This window comes from Amycolatopsis sp. NPDC054798, from assembly GCF_053611505.1.
The window spans coordinates 18,629-41,684 of the sequence record NZ_JBSHAM010000073.1 but is presented as its reverse complement, the minus strand read 5'-3'; the positions used below and the strand labels follow the sequence as shown (position 1 = coordinate 41,684).

Here is a 23,056-nt window from a genome sequence, read left to right as displayed (position 1 = left end):
ACGGGTGACTGGACGCGCCTGCCGGGGTTTCCTGGCAGGCCCTTCCTTGCGTACCGGTCCGTGAAGGACTCCTTGAGGGAATTAGATTCCCTCAAGGAGTCCTTCACGGCACGCGGACCGGCGGGTGCCGCAGGGCGCGGACGGCGGGGGAGCGCAGCGGGGAGAGCGCGATGACGGCGATGACGATCCCGCCGACGAGGAGCACCTGCGGAGCGCCGAAAGCCGCTCCGAGCGGTCCGGCCAGGAGTTCGCCGATCGGAATGCCGGCGTAGGAACCGAAATCGTCGAACGCGGCCATCCTCGACAGCAGCTGCCCGGGGATGTTCTCCTGCATCGTCGTGTCCCAGGCGATGCCCATGACGCCCGCGCAGAACCCGGCGACGAACGTCGACCCCGCCAGCACGGCGAAACCCGCGTGCAGGCCGAGCGCGACCAGCGGCAGCGCGGTCAGGGCGGCGCCCGCCAGCCCGAGCGGCAGCAGTCGTCGCGGCGCGAGCCGGTACATCACCAGCCCGGACAGGAGTGCGCCCACCGCGCGCACACTCAGCACGACGCCCCACCCGGCCGCGCCGATCGTGTCCTGCGCGATTCCCGGCCCGAGCACCAGCCATCCGCCGGTGAAAACGATGTTGTAGACGGTGAACGCCGTGACCACCCGCCACAGCCACGAGGTCCGCCAGAACTCACGCCAGCCGGTTCGCACGCTGTGCAAGACGCTGTTCAACTCGGAGCGTTCCGCCGGAGGCAGGGTGATGGCCTGGTAGAGCAAGGCGGCGAGCACGAACGACACCCCGTCGGCGGCGATCGCCCAGCCGCCACCGATCGTGCCGACGAGCACGCCGGCGGCCGCGGGACCGGCCACCTTGGTGAGGTTCTTGCTGGTGGCCAGCAGCGAGTTGGCCTGGCGCAGCGATTCCGGCGGGACGATCTGCGGCACGATTCCGCGCAGCACCGGCGTCGTGAACGCCGTGCAGACCCCGCCGAAGAACTCGGTGACGGCGAGCGCGGCCAGCGAGTAGTTGCCGGTGAGCAGGATCGCCGCGGCGACCAGCTGGGCCGCGCCCGCGCCGAGGTTCGACAGCCGCAGCACGCGGTTGCGCGGGAACCGGTCGCCGACCGCGCCGCCCACGAGCAGGAACGCCAGCAGCGGCACGATCCCGGCGGCGAGCACGACGCCAAGGTCGGTCGGGCTGTGGCTGCTGCCGAGCACGGCGAACGACAGCGCGACCGGGGTCATGGAGCTGCCCAGCAGGGAGATCGTCCGGCCGGCGTAGAAAACGGCGAACGCGCGATGGCGCAGCGGCGTGCGCGGTCCTTCCCCCATTCCCCCGATCTTGCCGAGCACGGGTCGGAAACGCCACAGAGTATTGGCGCGGACGGGCGCTCCGGTTCAGACTCACGGGTCAGCCGGGAGAAAGGGCAGCGCATGAGCGGGATCGACGCCGAGGTCTTCGGCGGCAGAATGCCGTCCGGAGCAGGGGATTTCGCGATCGAAACGCACGGAATCACCCCGATCCCGCACGCGAACCGGTTCGGGCGGCCGTGGCGGCTCGCGGGCGTGTGGTTCGCGCCGAACCTCACCATGACCGCCGTGTTCACCGGCACCCTCGGCGCGACGCTCGGGCTCGGCTTCACCACCGGATTCGCCATCGCGCTGCTCGGCACCGTGGTCGGTTCGCTGCCGGTCGCGTGGCTGTCCACCTGGGGCCCGCGCACCGGCACCGGCCAGCTTCCGCTCGCGCGGCTCCCGTTCGGCCGCGGCGTCGTGCTGCCCGGACTGGTGCAATGGCTCGGTTCGATCGCGTGGGACGCGCTGGTCGGCCTGTTCGGCGGCGAAGCGCTGGCGCAGCTGACCGGGCTGCCGTTCTGGGCCGCGGTGCTCGTGGTGCTGGTGCTGCAATGCACGCTCGGCGTGTTCGGCTACGCGGTGATCCACCGGGTCCAAGCCGTGATGAGTGTGGTGCTGGTTGTCGCGTTTGTCGCGCTCGCCGTGAAAGTGGCGCTTGATCACCCGATTACGTTTAGCGATTCCGCGACCGGCGGGGATTTCGCCGGAGCCGTCGTGCTGTTTTCCACCATTACGCTCAGCCTCGCTATTTCGTGGGCCCCTTACGCGTCGGATTTCAGCCGGTATCTCCCCGCTTCGACGCGGCCGAGCGGCGTCTTTTGGTTCACGCTGCTCGGTCTGACCGCCTCGTACGCGCTCGGCGAGGGCATCGGTCTCGCTCTCGGCACGGCGCTGGGAGACCAGACCGCCGCTGGGGTGTCGACGCTGCTTGGCGGGGGTGTTCTGGGTGCGGTGGCGTTGCTGGTGATCGCGCTGGCCGCAGTGTCGTCGAACGCGATGAACGACTACAGCGGTTCGCTCGCGCTGCAGACGGTCGGTGTTCGGGTGAAGCGTCCGATATCAGCGGTGGTCGTGACCGTGTTGGCGTTCGCGTTGATTCTCTGGATGCACAGCGGCGATCTGGCGGCGAAGTTCCAGAACGTGCTGCTGGTGGTGAGTTACTGGATCCCGCCGTTCCTTGGTGTCGTGGTGCCGGATTGGCTGCGCCGTACGCGTCGTGGCCGCGAGGTCGACGTGCTGGCTGAGCTGCGACGTCCGGTGCGCAGCTGGGCCGCGCTGGTGGCGTTCGTGGTCGGCTTCGCAGCGGCGGTGCCGTTCATGAACACCACTGTCTACACCGGACCGGTCGCCGCTGCGCTGCACGGCGCGGATCTGGCTTACTACGCCGGGTTCGTGGTTTCGCTGGCGGCGTACACGCTGCTGCGCGGACGCCGTCCGGTTGACCTCCAGTAAGGTAGAGGTCGCACGCTGGAAGGTGCCTACTTCTGGAGGGACCATGCCAGTAGCTGTTGTCACCGGCGCTTCCGCCGGTCTGGGCCGGGCGCTCGCCTCGGCTCTCGTCCGTCGCGAATGGACAGTGCTGGGCACCGGACGCGACCCGGGGAAGCTGCGCGCCGCCGCGGCGGACCTCGGGTTCACCGCGGTGCCCGGCGACGTCACCGATCCCGCGCACCGCGCCCGGCTCGCCGAAGCCGCCGGACCCCGGCTCGACCTGCTCGTCAACAACGCCAGCACGCTCGGCGTCAGTCCGCTGCCGCCGCTGGCCGAGTACCCGCCGGATGAGCTGGAAACTGTCTTCCGCACCAACGTTTTCGCCCCGCTGGCGCTCGCCCGGCTGCTGTTGCCCGCGCTCACCGCGGCGAAGGGCGTGCTGGTGAACATCAGCTCCGACGCGGCCGTGGAGCCGTATGAGGGCTGGGGCGGTTACGGTTCGGCGAAAGCCGCGCTGGACCACGTGAGCGCGGTGCTCGGCGTGGAGAACCCGGATCTCGCGGTGTATGCCGTCGATCCCGGGGACCTGCGCACGGCTATGCACCAGGCCGCGTTCCCGGGCGAGGACATCTCGGACCGGCCGCTGCCGGAGACCGCGGTACCGGCTTTCCTTCGGCTGCTGGAGGAACGTCCGCCGAGCGGCCGGTTCAAGGCCGCGGATCTGCAGGTGCAGTCATGACCGCGCCGCGCACCCGCTTTGACCTGGCCGGGGACCGCAGCGCGTCCGCTCCGCCCGAAGCGCGCGGTCTTGCCCGGGACGAGGTGCGGCTGCTCGCCGCCAGTCCAGAGGGCGTCCAGCATGCCACTTTCCGTGACCTGGCCGAGTTCTTGAACCCCGGCGATCTGTTGGTAGTCAACACTTCCGGCACGTTGCCCGCCGCCGTCGACGCGGTGCGGGACGACCACGTCATCACCGTCCACTTCTCCACCGAACTCGACGACGGCACCTGGGTGGTCGAACTTCGCGCCCCTGGCGGTCCGCTCCTCGACGGGAGCGCGGGGGAGCGGCTCAGCCTGCCCGCTGGCGCCGTTGTCACGCTGCGCGAGCCGCACGTCGCCGGTGCGCAACGGTTGTGGCGCGCGAAGATCGAAGTGGAAGGCGAGGTCACGCGGTATCTCGCGAAGGTCGGGCGGCCGATCCGCTACGGCTATGTCCCGCGCGCTTGGCCGTTGCCGAATTACCAGACCGTGTTCGCGCTCGATCCGGGTTCGGCGGAGATGCCGAGCGCGGCGCGGCCGTTCACCGCGGAACTGGTCACTCGGCTGGTCTCGCGCGGAGTGCTGTTCGCGCCGATCTTGTTACACACCGGCGTCTCGTCGCCGGAGGCCGGAGAACCGCCTTACGGTGAGCGATTTCGCGTTCCGGCGACGACTGCCGCCTTGGTCAATTGGGTGCGCGACCAGGGCGGGCGCGTTATCGCAGTGGGGACGACAGCGGTGCGGGCGATCGAATCCGCCGCGAATCCCGGCGGGCTCGTCACCGCGGCGGCGGGCTGGACCGAACTGGTCCTCGGCCCGGACCGGCCGGCCCGCGCGGTCGACGGATTGATCACCGGATTGCACACCCCGGAGGCGTCCCACCTGCTGCTCCTCGAAGCGGTCGTGGGTCCGGAGCTGGTGCAGCGAGCTTACGACGCGGCGGTGCGGCGCGAGTATCTGTGGCACGAGTTCGGCGACGTCTCGCTCCTGACAAGCAGGTGAGGCCCGGGCCTGTCAAGTAATCCCACACAATTTCCCGGGATGCGGATGCATATGCAGTCTCGCGGGTGAACGTGTCATTCTCGCCCCGTTCCGCTGACCGCGAAAGGGCCATTTGTGCGTACATTTCCGCGAACCCGATTGCTCGCTTCCGGACTCGCCGCGTTGACGGTGCTCGGGGCGCTCGCCGGGTGTTCCCGCGCGGACCGCACTGAGGCTGCGACCAACCAGGGCGCCGCCGGGGAGGTGCGCGTCGGCTTCTTCCCGAACGTGACGCACACGCCCGCGCTCATCGGCGTCAAGAAGAACTACTTCGCGCAGAACCTCGGCAGCACCAAACTCACCACCCAGACGTTCAACGCCGGTCCGTCCGAAGTGAACGCCCTGCTCGGCGGTTCGCTGGACGTCGCGTTCATCGGCTCCGGACCGGCGATCAACGCCTTCACCAAGTCCAAGGGCGCGATCCAGCTCGTGTCCGGCGCGGTCACCGGCGGTGCGCAGCTGGTGGTGAAGCCCGGGATCACCTCGGTCGACCAGCTGAAGGGCAAGACGATCGCGACGCCGCAGCTGGCCAACACCCAGGACGTCGCGCTCAAGAAGTTCCTCGCCGAGAAGCACCTGACCGGCCAGGTCAACGTGACCAACTTGGACAACCCGAAGACGCTCGACGCGTTCCGCAAGGGCGAGGTCGACGGCGGCTGGCTGCCCGAGCCGTGGTCGTCGCGGCTGGTGACCGACGCGGGCGCGAAGGTGCTGGTCGACGAGAAGTCGCTGTGGCCGGAAGGCCGGTTCCCGACAACTGTGGCGATCGTGCGCAGCGAGTTCCTGAAGCAGCACCCGGACACCGTGCGTGCGCTGCTGAAGGGCGAGTTGCAGGCGATCGACTGGGCGAAGAAGAACCCGGCCGAGGCCAAGACCGCGGTCAACGGCGCGCTCAAGGAGCTGTCCGGCAGCTCGCTCAGCCCGGCCGTGCTCGACCGCGCCTTCGCGAACATCGAACTGACCACCGACCCGGTGCCCGCGCAGTTCCCGCAGCTGGCGAAGGACTCGGTGACCGCGGGCGTGGTCGACAAGGTGGTGGACCTCAAGGGGTTCGCCGACTTCGGCCCGCTCAACGAGGTCCTCCAGGCACAGCAGCTGCCCGCCGTCAACGCGCCCGAACTGGCCAAGTGACGTCCCGACCGGAAGGCGATCCGCGATGACCACCACCCTGGCGCGACCAATGACCGCCGCCGTGCACCTCGACCGCGTCGGCAAGGTTTTCGGCTCCGCCGGCAACGCGGTGACCGCGCTCGACGGGGTCGACCTCACCGTCGAACCGGGCGAGTTCGTCTGCCTGCTCGGCGCGTCCGGCTGCGGCAAGAGCACGCTGCTGAACCTCGTCGCCGGCCTCGACCAGCCGTCCGCGGGCGAGATCACTCTCACCACTTCGCGGCCTGCGGTGATGTTCCAGGAGGCCGCGCTGATGCCGTGGCTGACCGCGTCCCGGAACGTGGAACTGCCGCTGCGGCTCGCCGGATTCGGCCGTTCCGAGCGGCGCGAAAAGGCTGCTGAACTGCTGGAGCTGGTGCGATTGAGCGACGCGGCACGCAAGCGTCCGCACGAGCTGTCCGGCGGGATGCGGCAGCGAGTCGCGCTGGCCCGCGCGCTGGCCGCGACCCACCGCGTCGGCGGCGACGACGGCAACGCGCTGCTGCTCATGGACGAACCGTTCGCGGCGCTCGACGCGATCACCCGCGACGTGCTGCAGGGCGAACTGCTGCGGGTGTGGCGCAGCACCGGTACTTCCGTGCTGTTCGTGACGCACGACGTGCGCGAGGCGGTCCGGCTTGGACAGCGAGTGGTCCTGCTGTCGTCGCGTCCGGGCCGGGTCGTTCGCGAATGGCACGACGTGCCGTCCGCCGACGCCGAACTGCTGGCCGAGGAGATCACGGCCGATCTGCGAAAGGTGATCAGCACCCATGCCGCAGCCTGACCAGGCGGCCCCCGACCTCGACGAAGCCGTCGGCGCCGGCCTGGACCGGCTCGACACCCCTACCGGCGCGCGGCCCGCGTCGCTGCGCCGCCGGTTCGTGCGCGGATTCCTGCCGCCGCTCGGCGCGCTCGTGCTGCTGGTGGTCATCTGGCAGATCCTGTGGGCCGCCGCGTTCTGGCCAGAGACGTCTCTGCCCGCGCCGCTGGACGTCTGGGCCGAGTTCTGGAGCACGGTCACCGACGGCTCGGTGTTCGGCTTCATCTGGACCTCCGTGCACCGTGCCGCGCTCGGCTTCGCCGCCGGGGTCGTGATCGGCACGCCGCTGGGCATCCTGGTGGCGAAGGTCCGCGTGGTGCGCGCGGCGATCGGCCCGCTGCTGAGCGGGCTGCAGAGCCTGCCGTCGGTGGCGTGGGTGCCCGCCGCGGTGATCTGGTTCGGCATCAACGACGCGGCGATCTACTTCGTCGTGCTGCTCGGCTCGGTCCCGTCGATCGCGAACGGCCTGGTGTCGGGCATCGACCAGATCCCGCCGATCCTGCCGCGCGTCGGCAAGGTGATGGGAGCCGGACGGTTCGCCGCGGCCCGGCACATCCTGCTGCCCGCCGCGCTGCCCGGATTCCTCGCCGGGCTGAAACAGGGCTGGGCGTTCTCGTGGCGTTCGCTGATGGCCGCGGAACTGATCGCGCGCTCGCCGAGCCTCGGCGTCGGGCTGGGGACGTATTTGAACGACGGATCGTCGTACAACTCGATGCCCAAGGTGATCGCGGCGATTTTCCTGATTTTGTTCGTCGGGGTGGCGATCGAGCTGATCGTGTTCCGCCCGCTGGAGCGGTCGGTGCTGCGGGCGCGGGGCCTGACGGCGTCACTCTGAGTACCTGCCCGCACGCCGCCCGGACGCGGAAGACAGAATGCCGACCATGACATCCGGGCTGTTCGCGATCGCTTCCGTGCTCGTGTTCGTCGTACGGTTCGCGCGCGAACCGCGGCGGGTCGGCAACGCGGTGTGGTTCCTGGTCGCGCTCTGGTTCACCGGGCTGTGGCTGCTGTCGTTGGTCAACCACGTCGAATGGGCCCAGATCGCGATCATCGCGACGGTGATGATCATCGGCGGCCTTGCCGGGCTGGCACTGCCGTGGGCGCTGATCGCGAACGGTGTCGTGATGCTGCGGCGGGAAGGACGGCGGCTGGCGAACCTGCTGTCGTTCCTGGCCGGGCTGGGTTTGCTCGCCGTGTACGCCCTCGCGGTGAGTTCACTCGTGTTCGACGATCAGCCGTTGCTGCGGGTGGCCGCGATGGCGGTGCTGTTCGTGACCGGTTATCTGGCGTTCCTGTTCACGGCTCTGCTGCTGTACTCGATCCTCTACAGCCGGGTCACCCGCCGCGCTCGGGCCGGAGCGGTGGTCGTCCTCGGCTCGGGGCTGCTGGGCGACCGGGTGCCGCCGCTGCTGGCCAGCCGGCTGGACCGCGCGATGCAGGTGCGGGAGCGGTCGCCGGGAGCGCTGCTGGTGGTGTCCGGCGGACAGGGCGCGGACGAGCTGACGTCGGAGGCGGACGCGATGGCGCGGTATCTGGTCGCGGCTGGTGTTCCGTCGGACCAGATCGTGCTGGAGGACCGCGCTACCACGACTGGCGAGAACCTGCGGTTCAGTGTCGCTTTGCTTGAGCAGCGCGGGTTTTCCGGTCCGATTTTGGCGGTGACGAACAATTACCACGTGTTCCGCACGGCGGTCTTGGCGCGGCAGCTGGGGTTGCGGCTCAACGTGATCGGGGCGAAGACGGCGTCGTACTTCGTGCCTAGTGCGTTCCTGCGGGAGTTCGTGGCACTGCTGCTGGAGTACCGGAAGACGAACGCGGCGGTGTTGCTTTTCCTTGGGGTGGGGCCGTTTTTGCTGTTCTTGGTCAGCTGATCGCCGTGGCGCACCCGGATCGCGCGCCAGTCTAAGGAAGGATCGCCGTGCCGCACAGGGAATTCCGGCACGGCGATCCGGTTCCTAGCGAACCAAGGCGCACGAATCGCGCTGCGCCTCGACGTCGGAGAACTGCTGCCAGCCGCCGTCGCCGATCACCGTCGGGCCGGGGGCCCAGGTGTCGCTGTAGGGCAGGTAGCGGTACCAGCGCAGTTCGCCCTTGTCGGTGACGGTGTAGAGGACGTCCGCGCCCGCGGAGGCGATGCGGGTGAACGCGTTCCAGCCGCCGTTGCCGACGAGTTTCTTCTCCTGCGCCCACTTGTGCCCGGCCTCGTCCCAGGCGTAGCGGTAGAGGAAGCCGTCGGTGCTGCGGGCGTAGAGCACGCCGTCGCCGCCGCCGGTGATGAGGTTGTAGGAATTCCAGCCGGTGCCGAGGGTTTCGGTCGTCCAGGTCTTGGCTGTGGTGTCGTAGCGGCGGCGGGAGAGCGAGCCGTCCGGGTTGACGACGTAGATGTCGCCGCGGCTGTCGATCGTGATGCGGTTGTGGTTGGCCGGGTCGTCGAATCCGGTCCAGCCGGTGGCGACGACGGTGCGCGAGTCGGCTGTCCAGTCGGTGCCGTTCCACTGGTAGCGGTAGACGTCGCCGTCCGCGCGGATGCCGTACACCAGGCCGTCCGGTCCGGCGAGGAGACGGATGTAGCCGTTCCAGCCGCCGGTGCCGATCGTGGACTGCTGAGGAGCCATCGGTCCGCCGTCGGCCGGGTTCGGGTGGCTGTAGAGCTGCAGGTCGCTGGTGACGGCGAAGAGCGGAACCGTTGCCTGGCACTGGATCGCCAGCTCGGGCGCCTGCGCGCGGATCCAGTCGACGAGGTCGTCGGTGCGGGTTTCGACGCTGCCCTGGCGGGTTTCGGCGACCGCGAGGCAGCCGTGCTGCCACGACCGCGAGTTGATCCCGACGAGTTCGGGAGTGTTGTTCGCCGTGGTACGGAGCGCGGGACCGCCCGCGTCGCCGAGGCAGGTGTCGTGCCCGTTGGCGTTGGTGAGATTGAAGGTGGTGGCGGCGACCGACGCGGTGGTGAAGGGCGAGGTGGTGGCCTTGTCCGGAACCCAGGTGTCGGATGTGCGGCCGAACCCGGCGACAGTGAGCGTTTCACCTGCTGCTGGCGCGGTCCGGCCTAGCGCGATCGGGGTGACGTCGGTGATCGGGGTGGCGAGCTTGGCCAGCACCAAATCCCGGTCCGGCCGTGGAATCAGGGCGGCGACCTTCGCGGTGGTGCCGCCCGCCGTGACGGTGACCGGACTGGCCGGGGTGCCGGAACCGGCTGGTACGCAACCGCTCGCGGTGACGATCCACTGCGGTCCGAGGAGAACGCCGCTGCAGCCGTGTCCGTCGGCGGCGACGCGCACGACGAAGTCGAAAGCCTTGTCGGGGACAGGAGTTCCGCCGCTGATGGCGTTCGCGGACGGGACGAGCAACAGCCCGGCCGCGATGGTGGTCGACGCGGCGACGGCCAGCCTGAGGCGAGGGGGAGTAGTCACAGCTGGGCTATCGGGCGCGGGGGAGCGGTATTACGTGGAGGCGCCGGTGAGCGGGAGCTGGGGTCGTGAGTGTTTTTGCCGGTGAGAATCGGCAAAAACACTCACGACACCGCTAGCGGTTCAGGAGTCCTGCTGCCGACGCCCGCCGGAACCGTTCCGGCGGCTGCGCGGCTGGCCGGATCCGCGACGGTCCGCGCCGCCGGAAGCCCGGCGACCAGCGCCGGCGGCCTCTGCGCCACGGCGACCGCCGCCGCTCGCGCCGCGACGCTGGTCCTCCCGGCGGGCCTGGCCCGGCTGCCGGTCCGAAGAAGAAGCCGACCCGGCGCGAGCGGCGCGGGGTTCCGTGCCCTGCCGCGGCCCGCCCCGGCCTCCGCCGGAACGCCGGGACTGCGAACCAGTCCGGGCACCGAGCCCGCCCCGGTTCTCCGAGGGCGTGCCCCGACGCCGGCCGGTACCCGGCGCGGAGCCGGAAGCGGTCACCGTCTTCGGGCGGTTGTCCACCACCGGTCGACGCGGCGACGCGGTGAACGAACGGTCCCCGGGGGCCAGTTCGGCCAGCAGCGGGTGCGAGGGAGAGATCCGCGTCGTGGTCGGGGAAATCCCCGCCTTGCGGGTCAGCGCGCGGACGTCCGAGACCTGCTCGTCGGTCATCAGGGTCACCACGGTGCCGGACGCGCCCGCACGGGCGGTGCGGCCGGAACGGTGCAGGTACGCCTTGTGCTCGACCGGCGGGTCGGCGTGGATCACCAGCGTGACGTCGTCCACGTGGATGCCCCGGGCGGCGATGTCGGTGGCCACCAGGGTTTTCGCGGTGCCGGAGGAGAACGCCTCCAGATTGCGCGTGCGCGCGTTCTGGCCGAGGTTGCCGTGCAGTTCGACCGCAGGCACGCCGCTCGCGACGAGTTTGCGCGTGAGGGCCTTCGCGCGGTGCTTCGTGCGGGTGAAGACCAGGGTGCGGCCGGGAGCCGCGGTCAGGTCGACCAGCACCGGCAGCCGGTGCGTTTCCTCCAGATGCAGCACGTGGTGCGTCATCGTCGAGACCGGGGACTGCGCCGAGTCGACGCTGTGCAGGACCGGGTCGTTCATGAACCGCTTGGCCAGCACGTCGATGCCGTTGTCGAGCGTCGCGGAGAACAGCAGGCGCTGGCCGCGCTCGGGGGTCGCCGCCATGATGCGGCGGACCTCGGGCAGGAAGCCGAGGTCGGCCATGTGGTCGGCCTCGTCGAGCACCGTGATCTCGATTTTGTCCAGCTTCGCCTCGCCGGAGCGCATGTGGTCGGCGAGCCGGCCGGGGCAGGCGACGACGATGTCGACGCCGTCGCGCAGGCGGGTGATCTGCGGGTTCGCGCTCACGCCGCCGAAGATGGTGGTGGCCTTGAGGCCCAGCGGGCGCGCCAGCGGCACGATCGCGGCCTCGATCTGGGTGGCCAGCTCGCGCGTCGGGGCGAGGATCAGCGCCCGCGGCCGGCCGGGGCGCCGCCGCGTCGGACCGGCGGACAGCCGGGCCAGCACGGGCAGCACGAAGCCGTAGGTCTTGCCGGAGCCGGTGCGGCCGCGGCCGAGCACGTCGCGGCCCGCGAGCGTGTGCGGGAGCGTGGCGGCCTGGATCGGGAAGGGCTCGGTGACGCCCTGTCCGGCGAGTGCGTCGACAAGAGTCTTGGGCAGGCCGAGTTCAGTGAAAGTCGTCATGATTGGTGCGGACGCGAAAGCGTCCCCGTATCTCCGTACGTAGCGCGGTTGTCCTGCCCGGCGCGGCCTCGGGTGGCTGCGGCGCGTGGTCGTCGACAACAGTGAAACGCGGTCCGAGGCAGAACTGAGCGGACCGCATCCGTGACTATACCGCCCCAAGATCCGGCGGGCTACGTGATATCGCCCGCAGGCCGCCACGCGCGAACCGACGAAGCGGGCGCGCGAGGTTCGTTCGTTTCCACCATCGCCGGTGCGCCGCCCGGTGCGAGGCTGGCCGCATGAGCGCAGACGAACTACGGGGATTGCTGGGCGAATGGGCGAGCGAGGCGGCGGTTCCCGGCGTCTCGGTCGGAATTCTCCACGAGGGCAAGGAAACCCTGCTGACCGCCGGAGTGTCCAGTGTGGACACCGGGACGCCGGTGGACGACGACACGCTGTTCATGATCGGGTCCACCAGCAAGACGTTCGCCGCGGCCGCGGTGCTCGTGCTGGTCGAGGACGGCGTGCTCGACCTGGACCGCCCGGTGGCCGAGTACCTGCCGGAGCTGCGGCTGTCCGACCCTCTCGCGCGCGAGACCGTGACGCTGCGCCACCTCCTCACGCACTCGCCCGGCTTCCTCGGCGACATCGAGGTCGACACCGGCTGGGGCGACGACGCCCTCGCCCGCGCGGTCCAGCGGTTCGACGAACTGCCGCAGGTGTTCCCGGTCGGCGAAGTCTTCTCCTACTGCAACGCCGGATTCCTGCTGGCCGGCCGCGTCGCCGAGGCGGTGTCCGGCGGCACCTACGAGGACCTGGTCCGCACCCGGCTGCTGGAACCGCTCGGCATGACCGACTCGTACTTCCAGCCGTGGGAGGTGCTGACCCGACGGCACGCGGTCGGGCACGCGCTGCGCGAGGACGGCCCGGCGGTCGCGCACACCATCGGCCTCGCCCGGGCGGACGCTCCGGCAGGCGGACTCTGGTCAACCGCCCGTGACCAGCTGAAATGGGCTCGCTTCCAGCTGACCGGGGCGGACGTGCTGAGCGACGAGACCCGCCGCCTGATGCACGCCGCGCAGCGCAAGGGCGCGTTGCCGTTCGACGAGGTCGGGCTGTCCTGGCTGCGGCTGCGTCACGGCGACAGCCAGCTGGTGCGGCACGGCGGGAACGTCAGCAACCTGCAGCTGTCGGAGTTCGTCATGGTGCCGAGCGAGAACCTCGCGGTCACCGTGCTCACCAACAGTGCTGGCGGCGGGGCGCTCGGCCCGCGGGTCGTCGACTGGTGCCTGGAGAATGTCGCTGACCTGCCGAAACTGGACGGTCGTCCGACCCGGGCGATCGACCCGGGCGACTGCCCTGGACGGTATCGGACCGGCTCGCTGATCTTTGAGTTCACCGAGCGTGACGGCTCGCTCTGGGCGCAGATGATCCTCGACACCGATGAGCCGGACGTCCTCTCGGCTCCGCCGTTCGAGGTCGCCTTCGTCGACGAGGACGTGCTCGCCCGCGCCTCCGACACGCGCAGGCCGAGCGCGCGTTTCCGGCGCGACAGCCACGGCCGGGTGGACGCGGTGGAGTCCGGCGGCCGCACCGCGCTAAGGTTACCGAGCGGTAATATCGGCTGACCTGGAGATGCGATGAGCGAAACGGCGACAGCGCTGCTGAACCCGCGGGATTACGACGCCCGGAAGTTCGACCCGGAGACCCAGCGGCTGCTGCGGGCGACGATCGACTGGTTCGAGTCGCGCGGCAAACGCCGTCTCGCGGAGGCGTATCACGACCGCGAGTTCTACGCCGACTTCCTGGACTTCGCGGGCAAGGAAGGTCTGTTCGCCACGTTCCTCACCCCGGCCGCCGATTCGGCCGGGGATCCCGAGAAGCGCTGGGACACCAGCCGGATCGCCGCGCTGGCGGAAATCCTCGGCTTCTACGGCCTCAACTACTGGTACCCGTTCCAGGTCACCGTTCTCGGCCTCGGACCGGTGTGGCAGAGCGGAAACGCGGCCGCTCGCAAGCGTGCCGCGGAAGCTTTGGCCGAGGGCGGCGTCGGCGCGTTCGGACTGTCCGAAAAGGAGCACGGCGCGGACATCTACTCGTCCGACCTCGTGCTCACCCCGGACGGCGAGGGCGGCTACCGCGCCAACGGGTCGAAGTACTACATCGGCAACGGGAACTGCGCGCGCACGGTTTCGGTGTTCGGCCGGATCGACGGCGTCGAAGGACCCGAGCAGTACGTGTTCTTCTACGCCGATTCCGAGCACCCGAACTACCACGTCGTGAAGAACATCGTGCCGTCGCAGATGTACGTCGCGGAGTTCCGGCTCGAGGACTACCCGGTGCGTGCCGAGGACATCCTCCACACCGGACCGGAAGCCTTCAGCGCCGCGCTGAACACGGTCAACATCGGCAAGTTCAACCTGTGCTTCGGCGGCATCGGGATGGCGACGCATTCGCTGTACGAGGCGATCACGCACGCGCACAACCGGATCCTGTACGGCAACCCGGTCACCGATTTCCCGCACGTGCGCCGCGAATTCGTCGAGGCCTACGCGCGGCTGACCGGGATGAAGCTCTTCTCCGACCGCGCGATCGACTACTTCCGCTCGGCGAACCAGCAGGACCGCCGCTACCTGCTGTACAACCCGATCACCAAGATGAAGGTCACCACCGAGGCGCAGAAGGTGATCGGGCTGGTCGCGGATGTCGTGGCGGCCAAGGGTTTCGAGGCCGACACCTACCTCGCGATGGCCAAGAACGACATCGACGGCCTGCCCAAGCTGGAGGGCACGGTCGCGGTGAACCTCGCGCTGATCGCGAAGTTCATGCCCGCGTACCTGTTCTCGCCGCAGGAGTACCCGGCGGTGCCGACCCGCGACGACGCCTCCGACGACGATTTCCTGTTCCGCCAAGGCCCGGCGCGCGGACTGTCGAAGATCCGGTTCCACGACTGGAAACCGGCGTACGAGAACGCGAAGCACCTGCCGAACGTCGCCCGCTTCACCGAACAGGCCAACGTCCTGGTGCGGTTGCTTTCCGAAGCGACGCCGGACGAGGCACAGCAGAAGGACCTGGACTTCGGGCTCGCGCTGACCGAACTGTTCACCCTCGTCGTGTACGGCCAGCTGATCCTGGAGCAGGCTGAGCTGACCGGCGTGTCAGACGATGTGCTAGACCAGCTGTTCGCTGTGCTGGTGCAGGACTTCAGCGTCGCGGCGGTCGAGCTGCACGGGAAGCCGAGTTCCACGGAGAAGCAGCAGGAGCTGGCACTGGCCGGGCTGCGGAAGCCGGTGGTGGACGCCGAGCGGTTCGATCGCGTGTGGGCGATCGTGCGGGATCTTTCCGGCGCTTACGAGATGAACCCCTGACACCAACGAAAAACGGCCTCCCGAACTGCTCGGGAGGCCGTTTTTCGTTGCCTTACTTGCCGAATCCGGCCCGCCGGAGAGCGTCGGCCATCGCGCCGCCGCCTCCGGAGTCACGACGGTCCCGGCCTCCGCCGCCACCGCGCTGCTGCGGCTGGTTCCGGCGCTGGCCGCCGCCACCCTGACCGCCGCCGCCCTGGCCGCGATCCCGGCCGCCGCCGCGGTTGTTGCCCGCGCCCGGCTCGTCGTCCAGCCGCAGCGTCAGCGAGATCCGCTTGCGCGGCACGTCGACCTCCAGCACCTTCACCTTCACGATGTCGCCCGGCTTCACGACGTCGCGCGGGTCCTTCACGAAGTTCTTCGACAGCGCCGAAACGTGCGCGAGGCCGTCCTGGTGCACACCGACGTCGATGAACGCGCCGAACGCCGCCACGTTCGTCACGACGCCTTCCAGGCGCATGCCCGGCTTGAGGTCGCCGATCTTCTCGACGCCCTCGGCGAAGGTCGCGGTCTTGAACGCCGGACGCGGGTCGCGGCCCGGTTTCTCCAGCTCGGACAGGATGTCGGTGACCGTCGGGAGCCCGAAGGTGTCGTCGACGAACTCGGTGGGCTTCAGCGCCTGCAGGGTGCGGGCGTTGCCGATCAGCTCGCGGATGCCGGTGCCGGTGCGGTCGAGGATCCGCCGCACGACCGGGTAGGCCTCCGGGTGCACCGAGGACGCGTCGAGCGGGTCGTCGCCGTCCGGGATGCGGAGGAAGCCCGCGCACTGCTCGAACGCCTTCGGGCCGAGCCGCGCGACCTCCTTGAGCGCGGTGCGGGTGCGGAACGGGCCGTTGGAGTCGCGGTGCGCCACGATGTTCTCCGCGAGCGACGTCGTGATGCCCGAAACCCGCGTCAGCAGCGGGGCGGACGCGGTGTTCACGTCCACGCCGACCGCGTTCACGCAGTCCTCGACCACCGCGTCCAGCGAACGCGACAGCGACACCTCGGACAGGTCGTGCTGGTACTGGCCGACGCCGATCGACTTCGGGTCGATCTTCACCAGCTCGGCCAGCGGGTCCTGCAGCCGCCGCGCGATCGAGACCGCGCCGCGCAGCGAGACGTCCATGCCCGGCAGTTCCTGCGAAGCGAACGCCGACGCCGAGTACACCGAAGCGCCCGCCTCGGACACGACGGCCTTGGTGAGCTTCAGCTCCGGGTGCTTCTTGATCAGCTCGATGGCCAGTTTGTCGGTCTCGCGCGAGGCGGTGCCGTTGCCGATCGAGATCAGGTCGACGTTGTGCTTCTTGGCCAGCACCGCCAGCTCGGCGATCGACTGGTCCCATTTGTTCGCCGGCTGGTGCGGGTAGATCACGTGGGTGTCGACGACCTTGCCGGTCGCGTCGACCACGGCCACCTTCACGCCGGTGCGGAAGCCGGGGTCGAGGCCCATCGTCGCGCGGGTGCCCGCCGGGGCGGCCAGCAGCAGGTCGCGCAGGTTGGCCGCGAACACGCGCACGGCGTCGTCCTCGGCCGACTGGCGCAGCCGCATCCGCAGGTCGATGCCCAGGTGCAGGAGGATCTTCGTGCGCCACGCCCAGCGCACGGTGTCGCCGAGCCACTTGTCCGCGGGGCGGTCCTGCTGGCTGATCCCGAACCGGGCGGCGATGCGCTGCTCGTACTCGGTCGGGCCGACGCGCGGCGGGGCGTCCTCGGCGACCGGCTCGGAAGGCTCCATCGTGAGGTCGAGGATCTCTTCCTTCTCGCCGCGGAGCATCGCGAGGATCCGGTGCGAGGGGAGCTTGGTGTAGGGCTCGGAGAAGTCGAAGTAGTCGGAGAACTTGGCCCCGTCGGTCTCCTTGCCCGCGCGGACCTTCGACGAGAGGTGGCCCTCGGTCCACATCTTCTCGCGCAGCTCGCCGATCAGGTCGGCGTCCTCGGCGAAGCGCTCGACCAGGATGGCGCGCGCGCCGTCGAGGGCGGCCTGCGTGTCCGCGACGCCCTTGTCCGCGTCGACGAACACCGCGGCGGCCGCCTGCGGGTCGGTCGACGGGTCGTTCAGCAGGCCGTCGGCCAGCGGCTCCAGACCGGCTTCGCGGGCGATCTGCGCCTTCGTCCGCCGCTTCGGCTTGTACGGCAGGTAGATGTCCTCCAACCGCGACTTCGTGTCCGCGGCGAGGATCTGCGCCTCGAGCGCCTCGTCCAGCTTGCCCTGGCTCCGGATGGACTCCAGCACCGCGGCGCGGCGCTCGTCCAGCTCGCGCAGATAGCGCAGCCGCTCCTCGAGCGTGCGCAGCTGCGCGTCGTCCAGCTCTCCGGTGACTTCCTTGCGGTACCGGGCGATGAACGGCACCGTGGACCCCTCGTCGAGGAGGGTCACGGCGGCCTTGACCTGCCCTTCGCGCACCCCCAGCTCTTCGGCGATCCGCTGCTCGACCGACTGCACGCTCAAAACCAGGCTCCTGCTTCGTCTCGGGTTGCTCCGAGCCTGCATTGTGCCGCTGCCCGCCCGGCCCGCTGCGGATGGCCCGCCGAAGCACCTCCGGAAGTTCCTTGACATCCGTATTGGTCTAGTCCATTTTGAGGTGATCTGGCTCACTGCCCATGCGGAGGTCTGCCCGTGTCCCCACACCCGTCCCCCCGGCGGCTGCCTGCCCTGGTGTCCCTGCTGGCCTCGGTCGCGCTCGCGCTCGGCGTCACGCTCGCGCTCGGCACCGGCAGCGCGTCGGCCGCGAACATCCTCGCCAATCCCGGCTTCGAGAGCGGCTCGCTCTCCGGCTGGACCTGCACCGGCACCTCGTCGGTCGTCTCGACCCAGGCACACGACGGCAGTCATTCGCTGAGCGCCGCGCCGTCGGCTTCCGACACCGGGCAGTGCTCCCAGCAGGTCACTGTGCAGCCCAACACCGCGTACAAGCTGTCCGCGTGGGTCCAGGGCAGCTACGTCTACCTCGGCGTCTCCGGCTCCGCCGTGCAGAACACCTGGACGCCCAGCGCGACCGGCTGGCAGCAGCTCAGCCTGAGCTTCACCACCGGCTCGTCCACGAGCCTCACGGTGTACCTGCACGGCTGGTACGGCCAGCCGGCCTACCTCGCCGACGACGTCAACCTCGACGGCCCGGGCACCCCGCCCACGACGTCAACCACCCCGACGAACCCCACCACCCCGACGAACCCCACCACGCCGACGACCCCGACCACGCCGCCGACGACCACCACGACCAGCACGCCGCCGCACAACGGCGACCTGCCGAAGCACATCCTCACCGGCTACTGGCAGAACTTCGACAACGGCGCGAAGACGCTCAAGCTCGCGGACGTGCCCACGACGTACAACGTCATCGCGATCGCCTTCGCCGACGCCACCACCACGCCCGGCGCGGTGAGCTTCACGCTCGACCCGGCCCTGTCGTCGAAGCTCGGCGGCTACACCGACGCGCAGTTCCGCGCGGACGTCAAGACCGTGCAGGCGCGCGGCCAGAAGGTGATCATCTCGGTCGGCGGCGAGAAGGGCACGATCAGCGTCGGCGACAGCCAGTCGGCGAACAACTTCGCCAGCTCGGTGAAACAGCTGATCTCCACCTACGGCTTCGACGGCGTCGACATCGACCTGGAGAACGGCATCAACGCCACCTACATGGGCCAGGCGCTGCGCAGCATCCACGACGGCGGCGGTTCGGTGATCACCATGGCGCCGCAGACGATCGACATGCAGTCCACCCAGGGCGGCTACTTCCAGCTGGCGCTGAAGGTCAAGGACATCCTCACCGTCGTCAACATGCAGTACTACAACTCGGGCGCGATGAACGGCTGCAACGGGAACGTCTACTCCCAGGGCACGGTCGACTTCCTCACCGCGCTCTCGTGCATCCAGCTGCAGGGCGGCCTGCGGGCCGACCAGGTCGCGTTCGGGCTGCCGTCCTCGGGCTCGGCGGCTGGCGGCGGGTACCAGTCGCCGTCGAACGTGGTGTCGGCGATGAACTGCATGGCCAAGGGCACCGGCTGCGCTTCGTTCAAGCCGCCGGCGACGTATCCGGAGTTCCGCGGCGCGATGACCTGGTCCATCAACTGGGACGCGTCCAACGGCTACGGGTTCGCGAACACGGTCAGCGCGGGGCTGAAGAACCTGCCTTGAGCTGGGGCTCGTGAGTGTTCATGCCGGTTCTAACCGGCATCGCCACTCATGAGGCGGGACCCTCCCGCGTGTTCGCGTCGCGAGGCGATAGCGCGCCCCAATGTGGCATTGGGTGCATGTGACGCACCGAATGTGGCGTTGGGTGCGTCCAACGCACCCAATGTGGCATTGGGGCGCCTGAGCCCGCAGGCAGCCGGAACGCGGTGCGCCCTAACCGGCATAAACACTCACGAGCGCACCAGGTAGTCGGCCGGGTCGAGTGCCCTGGTCCGGCGGTCGTATTCGGTGACCAGCCCGGGCCAGTTGGTGCTCACCCGGCCGTTTTCCTGCCGGTACCAGCTCGTGCACCCGCTCCAGACGCTGTGCGAGAGCCGCGCTTGCACCTCGCGGTCGTAGCGGTCCTCGACCTCGGCCCGCACCTCCAGCGACGCCACGTCCGGCCGGGCCAGGTGCTCGACGGCCTGGCGGAGGTAGCGCGCTTGCCGCTCGATCATGTAGATGATCGAACCGGCCCCGAGGTTGGTGTTGGGGCCGTAGACGCAGAACATGTTCGGGAATCCCGGCACCGTCAGGCCGAGGTACGCCCGCGCGCCGCCGCGCCACGCGTCGGCCAGCGACCGGCCGTCGCGGCCGAACACCTTCATCGGGCCGAGGAATTCCGTCGCCTTGAAACCGGTGCCGTAGATCAGCACGTCCGCCTCGTGCTCCACGCCGTCCGCCGTGCGTACGCCGCGCGGGGTGATTTCCGTGATCGAAGAGGTTTCGACGGAGATGTTCGGCTGCGCGAGCGCGGGCAGATAGTCGTTGGTGAACAAGATCCGCTTGCAGCCCAACGGATAGTCCGGTTTGACCTTGCGACGCAGCGCGGGGTCCTTGAGATGGCGGCGGCGCAGCTGCGCGGTGCGCAGTTCGAAGATCTTGGTCAGCAACGGATACCGCGTCATGCCGTAGGTCGCGTACTCGGCGAGCAGGAAGATCCGGGCGCGGCCGAACAGCTGTGTCTTCGGCAGGCGGCGGAAAAGCCGCTTCTGCCAGGCGGCGTACCGGCCGTCGTTCTTGGCCATGATGTACGGCGGCGTGCGCTGGAAGACGGTGACGTGCGCGGCTTCCTTGCGGATCTCCGGCACGAACTGGATCGCGCTCGCCCCGGTGCCGATCACCGCGATCCGCTTGCCCGCCAACGGGATTTCGTGGTTCCACTCAGCGGAGTGGAACGCCGCGCCGTCGAAGGTCTCGCGGCCGGGGATCGACGGCCAAGCCGGCCGGGAGAGCTGGCCGACGGCAGGCACGAAGACGTCTGCCTCGAACGTTTCGCCTTGCGCGGTCTCAATCCGCCAGCGGCCGTCGTGGTAGGTCGCGGACGTGACTTCGCGGCCGTAGCGGATGTGCGGTTCGATGCCGTACTTCGCGATCACGCGCTTGAGGTAGGCGTGGATGTCCGGCTGCATCGCGTACCGCTTCGGCCAGTCCGGATTGGGCTCGAAGGAGAACGAGTACAGCGGGGACGGGATGTCGCAGGCCGCGCCGGGATAGGTGTTCTCGCGCCACACGCCGCCCGGTTCGGCCGCCCGCTCCAGGATCGTGACGTTCGGGAACCCGGCGCGCTTCAGCTCGATCGCGGCGCCGATTCCGCCGAATCCGGTGCCCACTACCAGCACCGACGGGGTGTCGTCCATAGCCCGAAGTTACGCAGGCGGCCGCCGGTGCGGAAGGCACGAACGGCCACCCGATCGAGAATTCCGGCCAGCGGGCGCGACTACTCGCTCAGAAGCCGGACCTCGTGCGTCTTGCCGGGTTCGGCCCACGCGAGCAGCTTCCGCCCGGCGCTCTCCAACGCGGCGGCGTCGCGTTTCGCCAGCCGTTCGAACGGCGTGAGGACAAGCGTCGCCGACCCCCGGGTGGTCGTGGTTTCCCAGCTCCCGCGGACCCGGCCGTCGACCAGCAGGGTGCCTTTGACCAGGCCGTTGATCGTGATCACGCGTTTGCGGTACTCGTCGCTGATCATTCGCGTGCGGTCGGCGTAGGACAGCAGCGTCTGGTCGAACGGGCCCAGCAGCCGGGGCGGGGCGGGCGTGTCCTCGTCGGGCAGCGTGGCGTCCGGCAGGTCGTACAGCGTGCGGCCTTCGGGATCGAGGTAGGTGCGCAGGTCCATCTTCTCGACCACCTCGCCGAGCTTCGTGACGCCAGCCCACGCCTGTACGTCGGCCACCGTCGCGGGACCGAACGCGGCCAGATAGCGGCGGACCAGTTCGGCCGCGGACGGTTCGGGCGGGTTGACACCGTCGAGCCAGTGGTCCGCGACCTGGTACGTCGGCTGCCCGGCCTTGCCCCACACACCGCGCGGCGGGATCTGCACGAGCGGCAGGAGGTTGCGGACCAGGAACATCAGCGATGCGGCCGGGGCCTCTGGATAGTGCTCGGCCAGTGCTTTGCCGAGCTGATCGCTCGAATACGGCCGTTCGCGCAGCAGTTCTCCGGTCGTCTTCGCCACCGCGTCGTGGTCGAGTTTCGCCAGCGGTTCCCGGTGCTGGTTGGCCGCCGTCAGCGCGCGGTCCATGACGATCTGCACCAGGGGCCGCCAAGCGAGCGCGTCCGCGGCGGGGACGAGGTGCACCGTGCCGCGCATCAGCACCATCCGCACGACGCTCCGGTCGAGCAGCAGGCTCGCGAGATCCTCCGGCTGGAAACCCGGCAACCGGCACCACAGCGCGTAATACGGCGGGAACGGGGCTTGCGCCTGGAGCCCGGCGAGATGCGTGACGGCGTCGAGAACCGGCATCTTGGCGGGCTTCAGGAGCAGCTGCCGGTCGAGGGTCGCGCGGTTGAGGGCGCGGTGGGAAAGGTGCACGGCGGGAGCTTAACCAGCAACCCGGACAGTTTTGGCCCTCGAACGGCACGCGGGCCGGTAGTTGATCCATAATTCCGGCCATGGCCGAGCTAGCCGCACCCGCCATCCGCGACTGGGACTACCCGCGCGGCACCGCGAGTGTTCTGCTCATGCACCGCTTCGCCGAGGAACACGGCGTCTCGCTGCCCGGAGTGCGGGTCGAGGAATTGCGCGCGCCGGACCGGCAGCTCGACGCGCGGCAGGAGCTGGCCGTCGTGCGCGCGTTGCTGTCGACGGTCGGTTCAGGCGACGACGTCGCGCTCAGCCTCGGCTGCCAGTACCGCGTGACGACGTTCGGCATCTTCGGCTTCGCCTGCATCAGCAGCCCGACGATGCGCGACGCGATGGTGTTCGCGTCGCGCTACCTGGATCTGTCCTTCACTTTCTGCATTCCGCACGTCGAGCTGGACGCTTCCGGACTCCGCCTGGTGCTGGACGATTCGCGAGTGCCCGACGACGTCGCCCGGTTCCTCGCGCTGCGCGACCTGTCGGCGATCTGCACCGTCATGCGGGACTTGCTGCCGGAGATTTCCTTGGAACGGCTGGAGTTCCGCTTCCCGTCGTCGTCCTTTCCGGACGCCTACCGGACTGCTTTCGGCATCGCCCCGATTTTCGGTGCGGCTGAGCATCAAGCGGTCTTCGACCCCGAACTGCTCGACCGTCCGTTGCCGCAGGCCAACGAACAAACCGTCGCGCTGTGCGCCGCGCAGTGCGACGCCCTCGTCGCCCGCCGCCGTACGCGATCGGGAGTGCCGCAACTGGTGCGGGAACGGCTGGTGCGGCTCGGCGGCGCGGACGCCGGGATGGACGAGATCGCCCGTCAGCTCACCCTCAGTACGCGGACGCTGCGGCGTCGGCTGACCGAGGCGGGCACCGGTTACCGCCAGCTCCTGGACGAAGTGCGGCAGACGCTTGCCGAGGAAATGCTCGACACCGGCGTGCTGTCCGTGGACGACGTCGCGTTGCGCCTTGGCTACGCCGAAGCGTCGAGCTTCATCTACGCGTTCAAGCGCTGGACTGGGACGACGCCGGCCGCGTACGCCCGCCGCAACCGCTAGAAGCCC

The 23,056-nt window shown here is 69.5% G+C and carries 17 protein-coding genes; 11 read left to right on the top strand and 6 right to left on the bottom strand.

Going from position 1 to position 23,056, the window contains the following annotated elements:
- Positions 1 to 103: 103 nt before the first annotated feature.
- A complete protein-coding gene (locus tag ACWGIC_RS33575) occupies positions 104 to 1,324 on the bottom strand; it encodes an MFS transporter (protein ID WP_452079933.1) in 1,221 nt (406 codons plus the stop codon).
- 102 nt (positions 1,325 to 1,426) lie between these two features.
- On the opposite strand from ACWGIC_RS33575, the gene ACWGIC_RS33570 reads away from it, so the two are divergent.
- The 7 genes from ACWGIC_RS33570 to ACWGIC_RS33540 all read left to right on the top strand — a co-directional run bounded on the left by ACWGIC_RS33570 (position 1,427) and on the right by ACWGIC_RS33540 (position 8,419).
- Positions 1,427 to 2,800, top strand: a complete 1,374-nt coding sequence (locus ACWGIC_RS33570) for a purine-cytosine permease family protein (protein ID WP_452079932.1) — start codon at positions 1,427 to 1,429, stop codon at positions 2,798 to 2,800.
- A gap of 43 nt (positions 2,801 to 2,843) precedes the next feature.
- Complete coding sequence (locus ACWGIC_RS33565) at positions 2,844 to 3,518, top strand: SDR family NAD(P)-dependent oxidoreductase (protein WP_452079931.1); 675 nt, start codon at positions 2,844 to 2,846, stop codon at positions 3,516 to 3,518.
- Positions 3,515 to 4,540 carry an S-adenosylmethionine:tRNA ribosyltransferase-isomerase gene (locus ACWGIC_RS33560; RefSeq protein ID WP_452079930.1) on the top strand — a complete coding sequence of 342 codons (1,026 nt, stop codon included), beginning with the start codon at positions 3,515 to 3,517 and terminating at the stop codon, positions 4,538 to 4,540. Before ACWGIC_RS33565 ends, ACWGIC_RS33560 begins: the two co-directional genes overlap by 4 nt.
- 114 nt (positions 4,541 to 4,654) lie before the next feature.
- Positions 4,655 to 5,710, top strand: a complete 1,056-nt coding sequence (locus ACWGIC_RS33555; RefSeq protein ID WP_452079929.1) for an ABC transporter substrate-binding protein — start codon at positions 4,655 to 4,657, stop codon at positions 5,708 to 5,710.
- A 25-nt stretch (positions 5,711 to 5,735) separates the two neighbouring features.
- A complete protein-coding gene (locus ACWGIC_RS33550; RefSeq protein WP_452079928.1) occupies positions 5,736 to 6,512 on the top strand; it encodes an ABC transporter ATP-binding protein in 777 nt (258 codons plus the stop codon).
- Positions 6,499 to 7,383, top strand: a complete 885-nt coding sequence (locus ACWGIC_RS33545; protein WP_452079927.1) for an ABC transporter permease — start codon at positions 6,499 to 6,501, stop codon at positions 7,381 to 7,383. Before ACWGIC_RS33550 ends, ACWGIC_RS33545 begins: the two co-directional genes overlap by 14 nt.
- A gap of 37 nt (positions 7,384 to 7,420) precedes the next feature.
- Entirely contained in the window at positions 7,421 to 8,419 is a 999-nt protein-coding gene (locus tag ACWGIC_RS33540; RefSeq protein WP_452079926.1) for a YdcF family protein, read from the top strand.
- A gap of 84 nt (positions 8,420 to 8,503) precedes the next feature.
- Here ACWGIC_RS33540 and ACWGIC_RS33535 read toward each other — a convergent pair whose 3' ends face one another.
- Positions 8,504 to 9,958: a tachylectin-related carbohydrate-binding protein gene (locus ACWGIC_RS33535; protein WP_452079925.1), complete on the bottom strand. Its 1,455-nt coding sequence runs from the start codon at positions 9,956 to 9,958 to the stop codon at positions 8,504 to 8,506.
- Positions 9,959 to 10,078: 120 nt separating this feature from the next.
- A complete protein-coding gene (locus ACWGIC_RS33530) occupies positions 10,079 to 11,647 on the bottom strand; it encodes a DEAD/DEAH box helicase (protein ID WP_452079924.1) in 1,569 nt (522 codons plus the stop codon).
- 278 nt (positions 11,648 to 11,925) lie between these two features.
- Between ACWGIC_RS33530 and ACWGIC_RS33525 the strand changes: the two genes are divergently transcribed.
- Together ACWGIC_RS33525 and ACWGIC_RS33520 are read left to right on the top strand one after the other, a co-directional pair.
- Positions 11,926 to 13,254: a serine hydrolase domain-containing protein gene (locus tag ACWGIC_RS33525; protein WP_452079923.1), complete on the top strand. Its 1,329-nt coding sequence runs from the start codon at positions 11,926 to 11,928 to the stop codon at positions 13,252 to 13,254.
- A gap of 12 nt (positions 13,255 to 13,266) precedes the next feature.
- Positions 13,267 to 14,994 carry an acyl-CoA dehydrogenase gene (locus ACWGIC_RS33520; protein WP_452079922.1) on the top strand — a complete coding sequence of 576 codons (1,728 nt, stop codon included), beginning with the start codon at positions 13,267 to 13,269 and terminating at the stop codon, positions 14,992 to 14,994.
- Positions 14,995 to 15,046: 52 nt separating this feature from the next.
- Here the strand turns inward: ACWGIC_RS33520 and ACWGIC_RS33515 are convergent, their stop codons facing one another.
- Positions 15,047 to 17,464 (bottom strand): Tex family protein, encoded by a 2,418-nt coding sequence (locus tag ACWGIC_RS33515; RefSeq protein ID WP_452079921.1) that lies wholly within the window; start codon positions 17,462 to 17,464, stop codon positions 15,047 to 15,049.
- Positions 17,465 to 17,590: 126 nt separating this feature from the next.
- Here ACWGIC_RS33515 and ACWGIC_RS33510 point away from each other — a divergent pair, with 126 nt between their 5' ends.
- Positions 17,591 to 19,105 carry a chitinase gene (locus tag ACWGIC_RS33510; protein ID WP_452079920.1) on the top strand — a complete coding sequence of 505 codons (1,515 nt, stop codon included), beginning with the start codon at positions 17,591 to 17,593 and terminating at the stop codon, positions 19,103 to 19,105.
- A 227-nt stretch (positions 19,106 to 19,332) separates the two neighbouring features.
- Here ACWGIC_RS33510 and ACWGIC_RS33505 read toward each other — a convergent pair whose 3' ends face one another.
- Together ACWGIC_RS33505 and ACWGIC_RS33500 are read right to left on the bottom strand one after the other, a co-directional pair.
- Positions 19,333 to 20,781 (bottom strand): flavin-containing monooxygenase, encoded by a 1,449-nt coding sequence (locus ACWGIC_RS33505; RefSeq protein WP_452079919.1) that lies wholly within the window; start codon positions 20,779 to 20,781, stop codon positions 19,333 to 19,335.
- An 80-nt stretch (positions 20,782 to 20,861) separates the two neighbouring features.
- The gene (locus ACWGIC_RS33500; protein ID WP_452079918.1) at positions 20,862 to 21,953 is read right to left on the bottom strand and encodes a winged helix DNA-binding domain-containing protein; all 1,092 of its coding nucleotides are present in this window, start codon (positions 21,951 to 21,953) and stop codon (positions 20,862 to 20,864) included.
- A gap of 80 nt (positions 21,954 to 22,033) precedes the next feature.
- Here ACWGIC_RS33500 and ACWGIC_RS33495 point away from each other — a divergent pair, with 80 nt between their 5' ends.
- Positions 22,034 to 23,050 (top strand): AraC family transcriptional regulator, encoded by a 1,017-nt coding sequence (locus tag ACWGIC_RS33495; RefSeq protein WP_452079917.1) that lies wholly within the window; start codon positions 22,034 to 22,036, stop codon positions 23,048 to 23,050.
- Positions 23,051 to 23,056 lie beyond the last annotated feature (6 nt).

Coding starts and splice junctions, on each gene's coding strand:
- ACWGIC_RS33575 (WP_452079933.1), bottom strand. CDS start 1,324: ATGGGGGAAGGACCGCGCACGCCGCTGCGCCATCGCGCGTTCGCCGTT.
- ACWGIC_RS33570 (WP_452079932.1), top strand. CDS start 1,427: ATGAGCGGGATCGACGCCGAGGTCTTCGGCGGCAGAATGCCGTCCGGA.
- ACWGIC_RS33565 (WP_452079931.1), top strand. CDS start 2,844: ATGCCAGTAGCTGTTGTCACCGGCGCTTCCGCCGGTCTGGGCCGGGCG.
- ACWGIC_RS33560 (WP_452079930.1), top strand. CDS start 3,515: ATGACCGCGCCGCGCACCCGCTTTGACCTGGCCGGGGACCGCAGCGCG.
- ACWGIC_RS33550 (WP_452079928.1), top strand. CDS start 5,736: ATGACCACCACCCTGGCGCGACCAATGACCGCCGCCGTGCACCTCGAC.
- ACWGIC_RS33545 (WP_452079927.1), top strand. CDS start 6,499: ATGCCGCAGCCTGACCAGGCGGCCCCCGACCTCGACGAAGCCGTCGGC.
- ACWGIC_RS33540 (WP_452079926.1), top strand. CDS start 7,421: ATGCCGACCATGACATCCGGGCTGTTCGCGATCGCTTCCGTGCTCGTG.
- ACWGIC_RS33530 (WP_452079924.1), bottom strand. CDS start 11,647: ATGACGACTTTCACTGAACTCGGCCTGCCCAAGACTCTTGTCGACGCA.
- ACWGIC_RS33525 (WP_452079923.1), top strand. CDS start 11,926: ATGAGCGCAGACGAACTACGGGGATTGCTGGGCGAATGGGCGAGCGAG.
- ACWGIC_RS33520 (WP_452079922.1), top strand. CDS start 13,267: ATGAGCGAAACGGCGACAGCGCTGCTGAACCCGCGGGATTACGACGCC.
- ACWGIC_RS33515 (WP_452079921.1), bottom strand. CDS start 17,464: ATGCAGGCTCGGAGCAACCCGAGACGAAGCAGGAGCCTGGTTTTGAGC.
- ACWGIC_RS33505 (WP_452079919.1), bottom strand. CDS start 20,781: ATGGACGACACCCCGTCGGTGCTGGTAGTGGGCACCGGATTCGGCGGA.
- ACWGIC_RS33495 (WP_452079917.1), top strand. CDS start 22,034: ATGGCCGAGCTAGCCGCACCCGCCATCCGCGACTGGGACTACCCGCGC.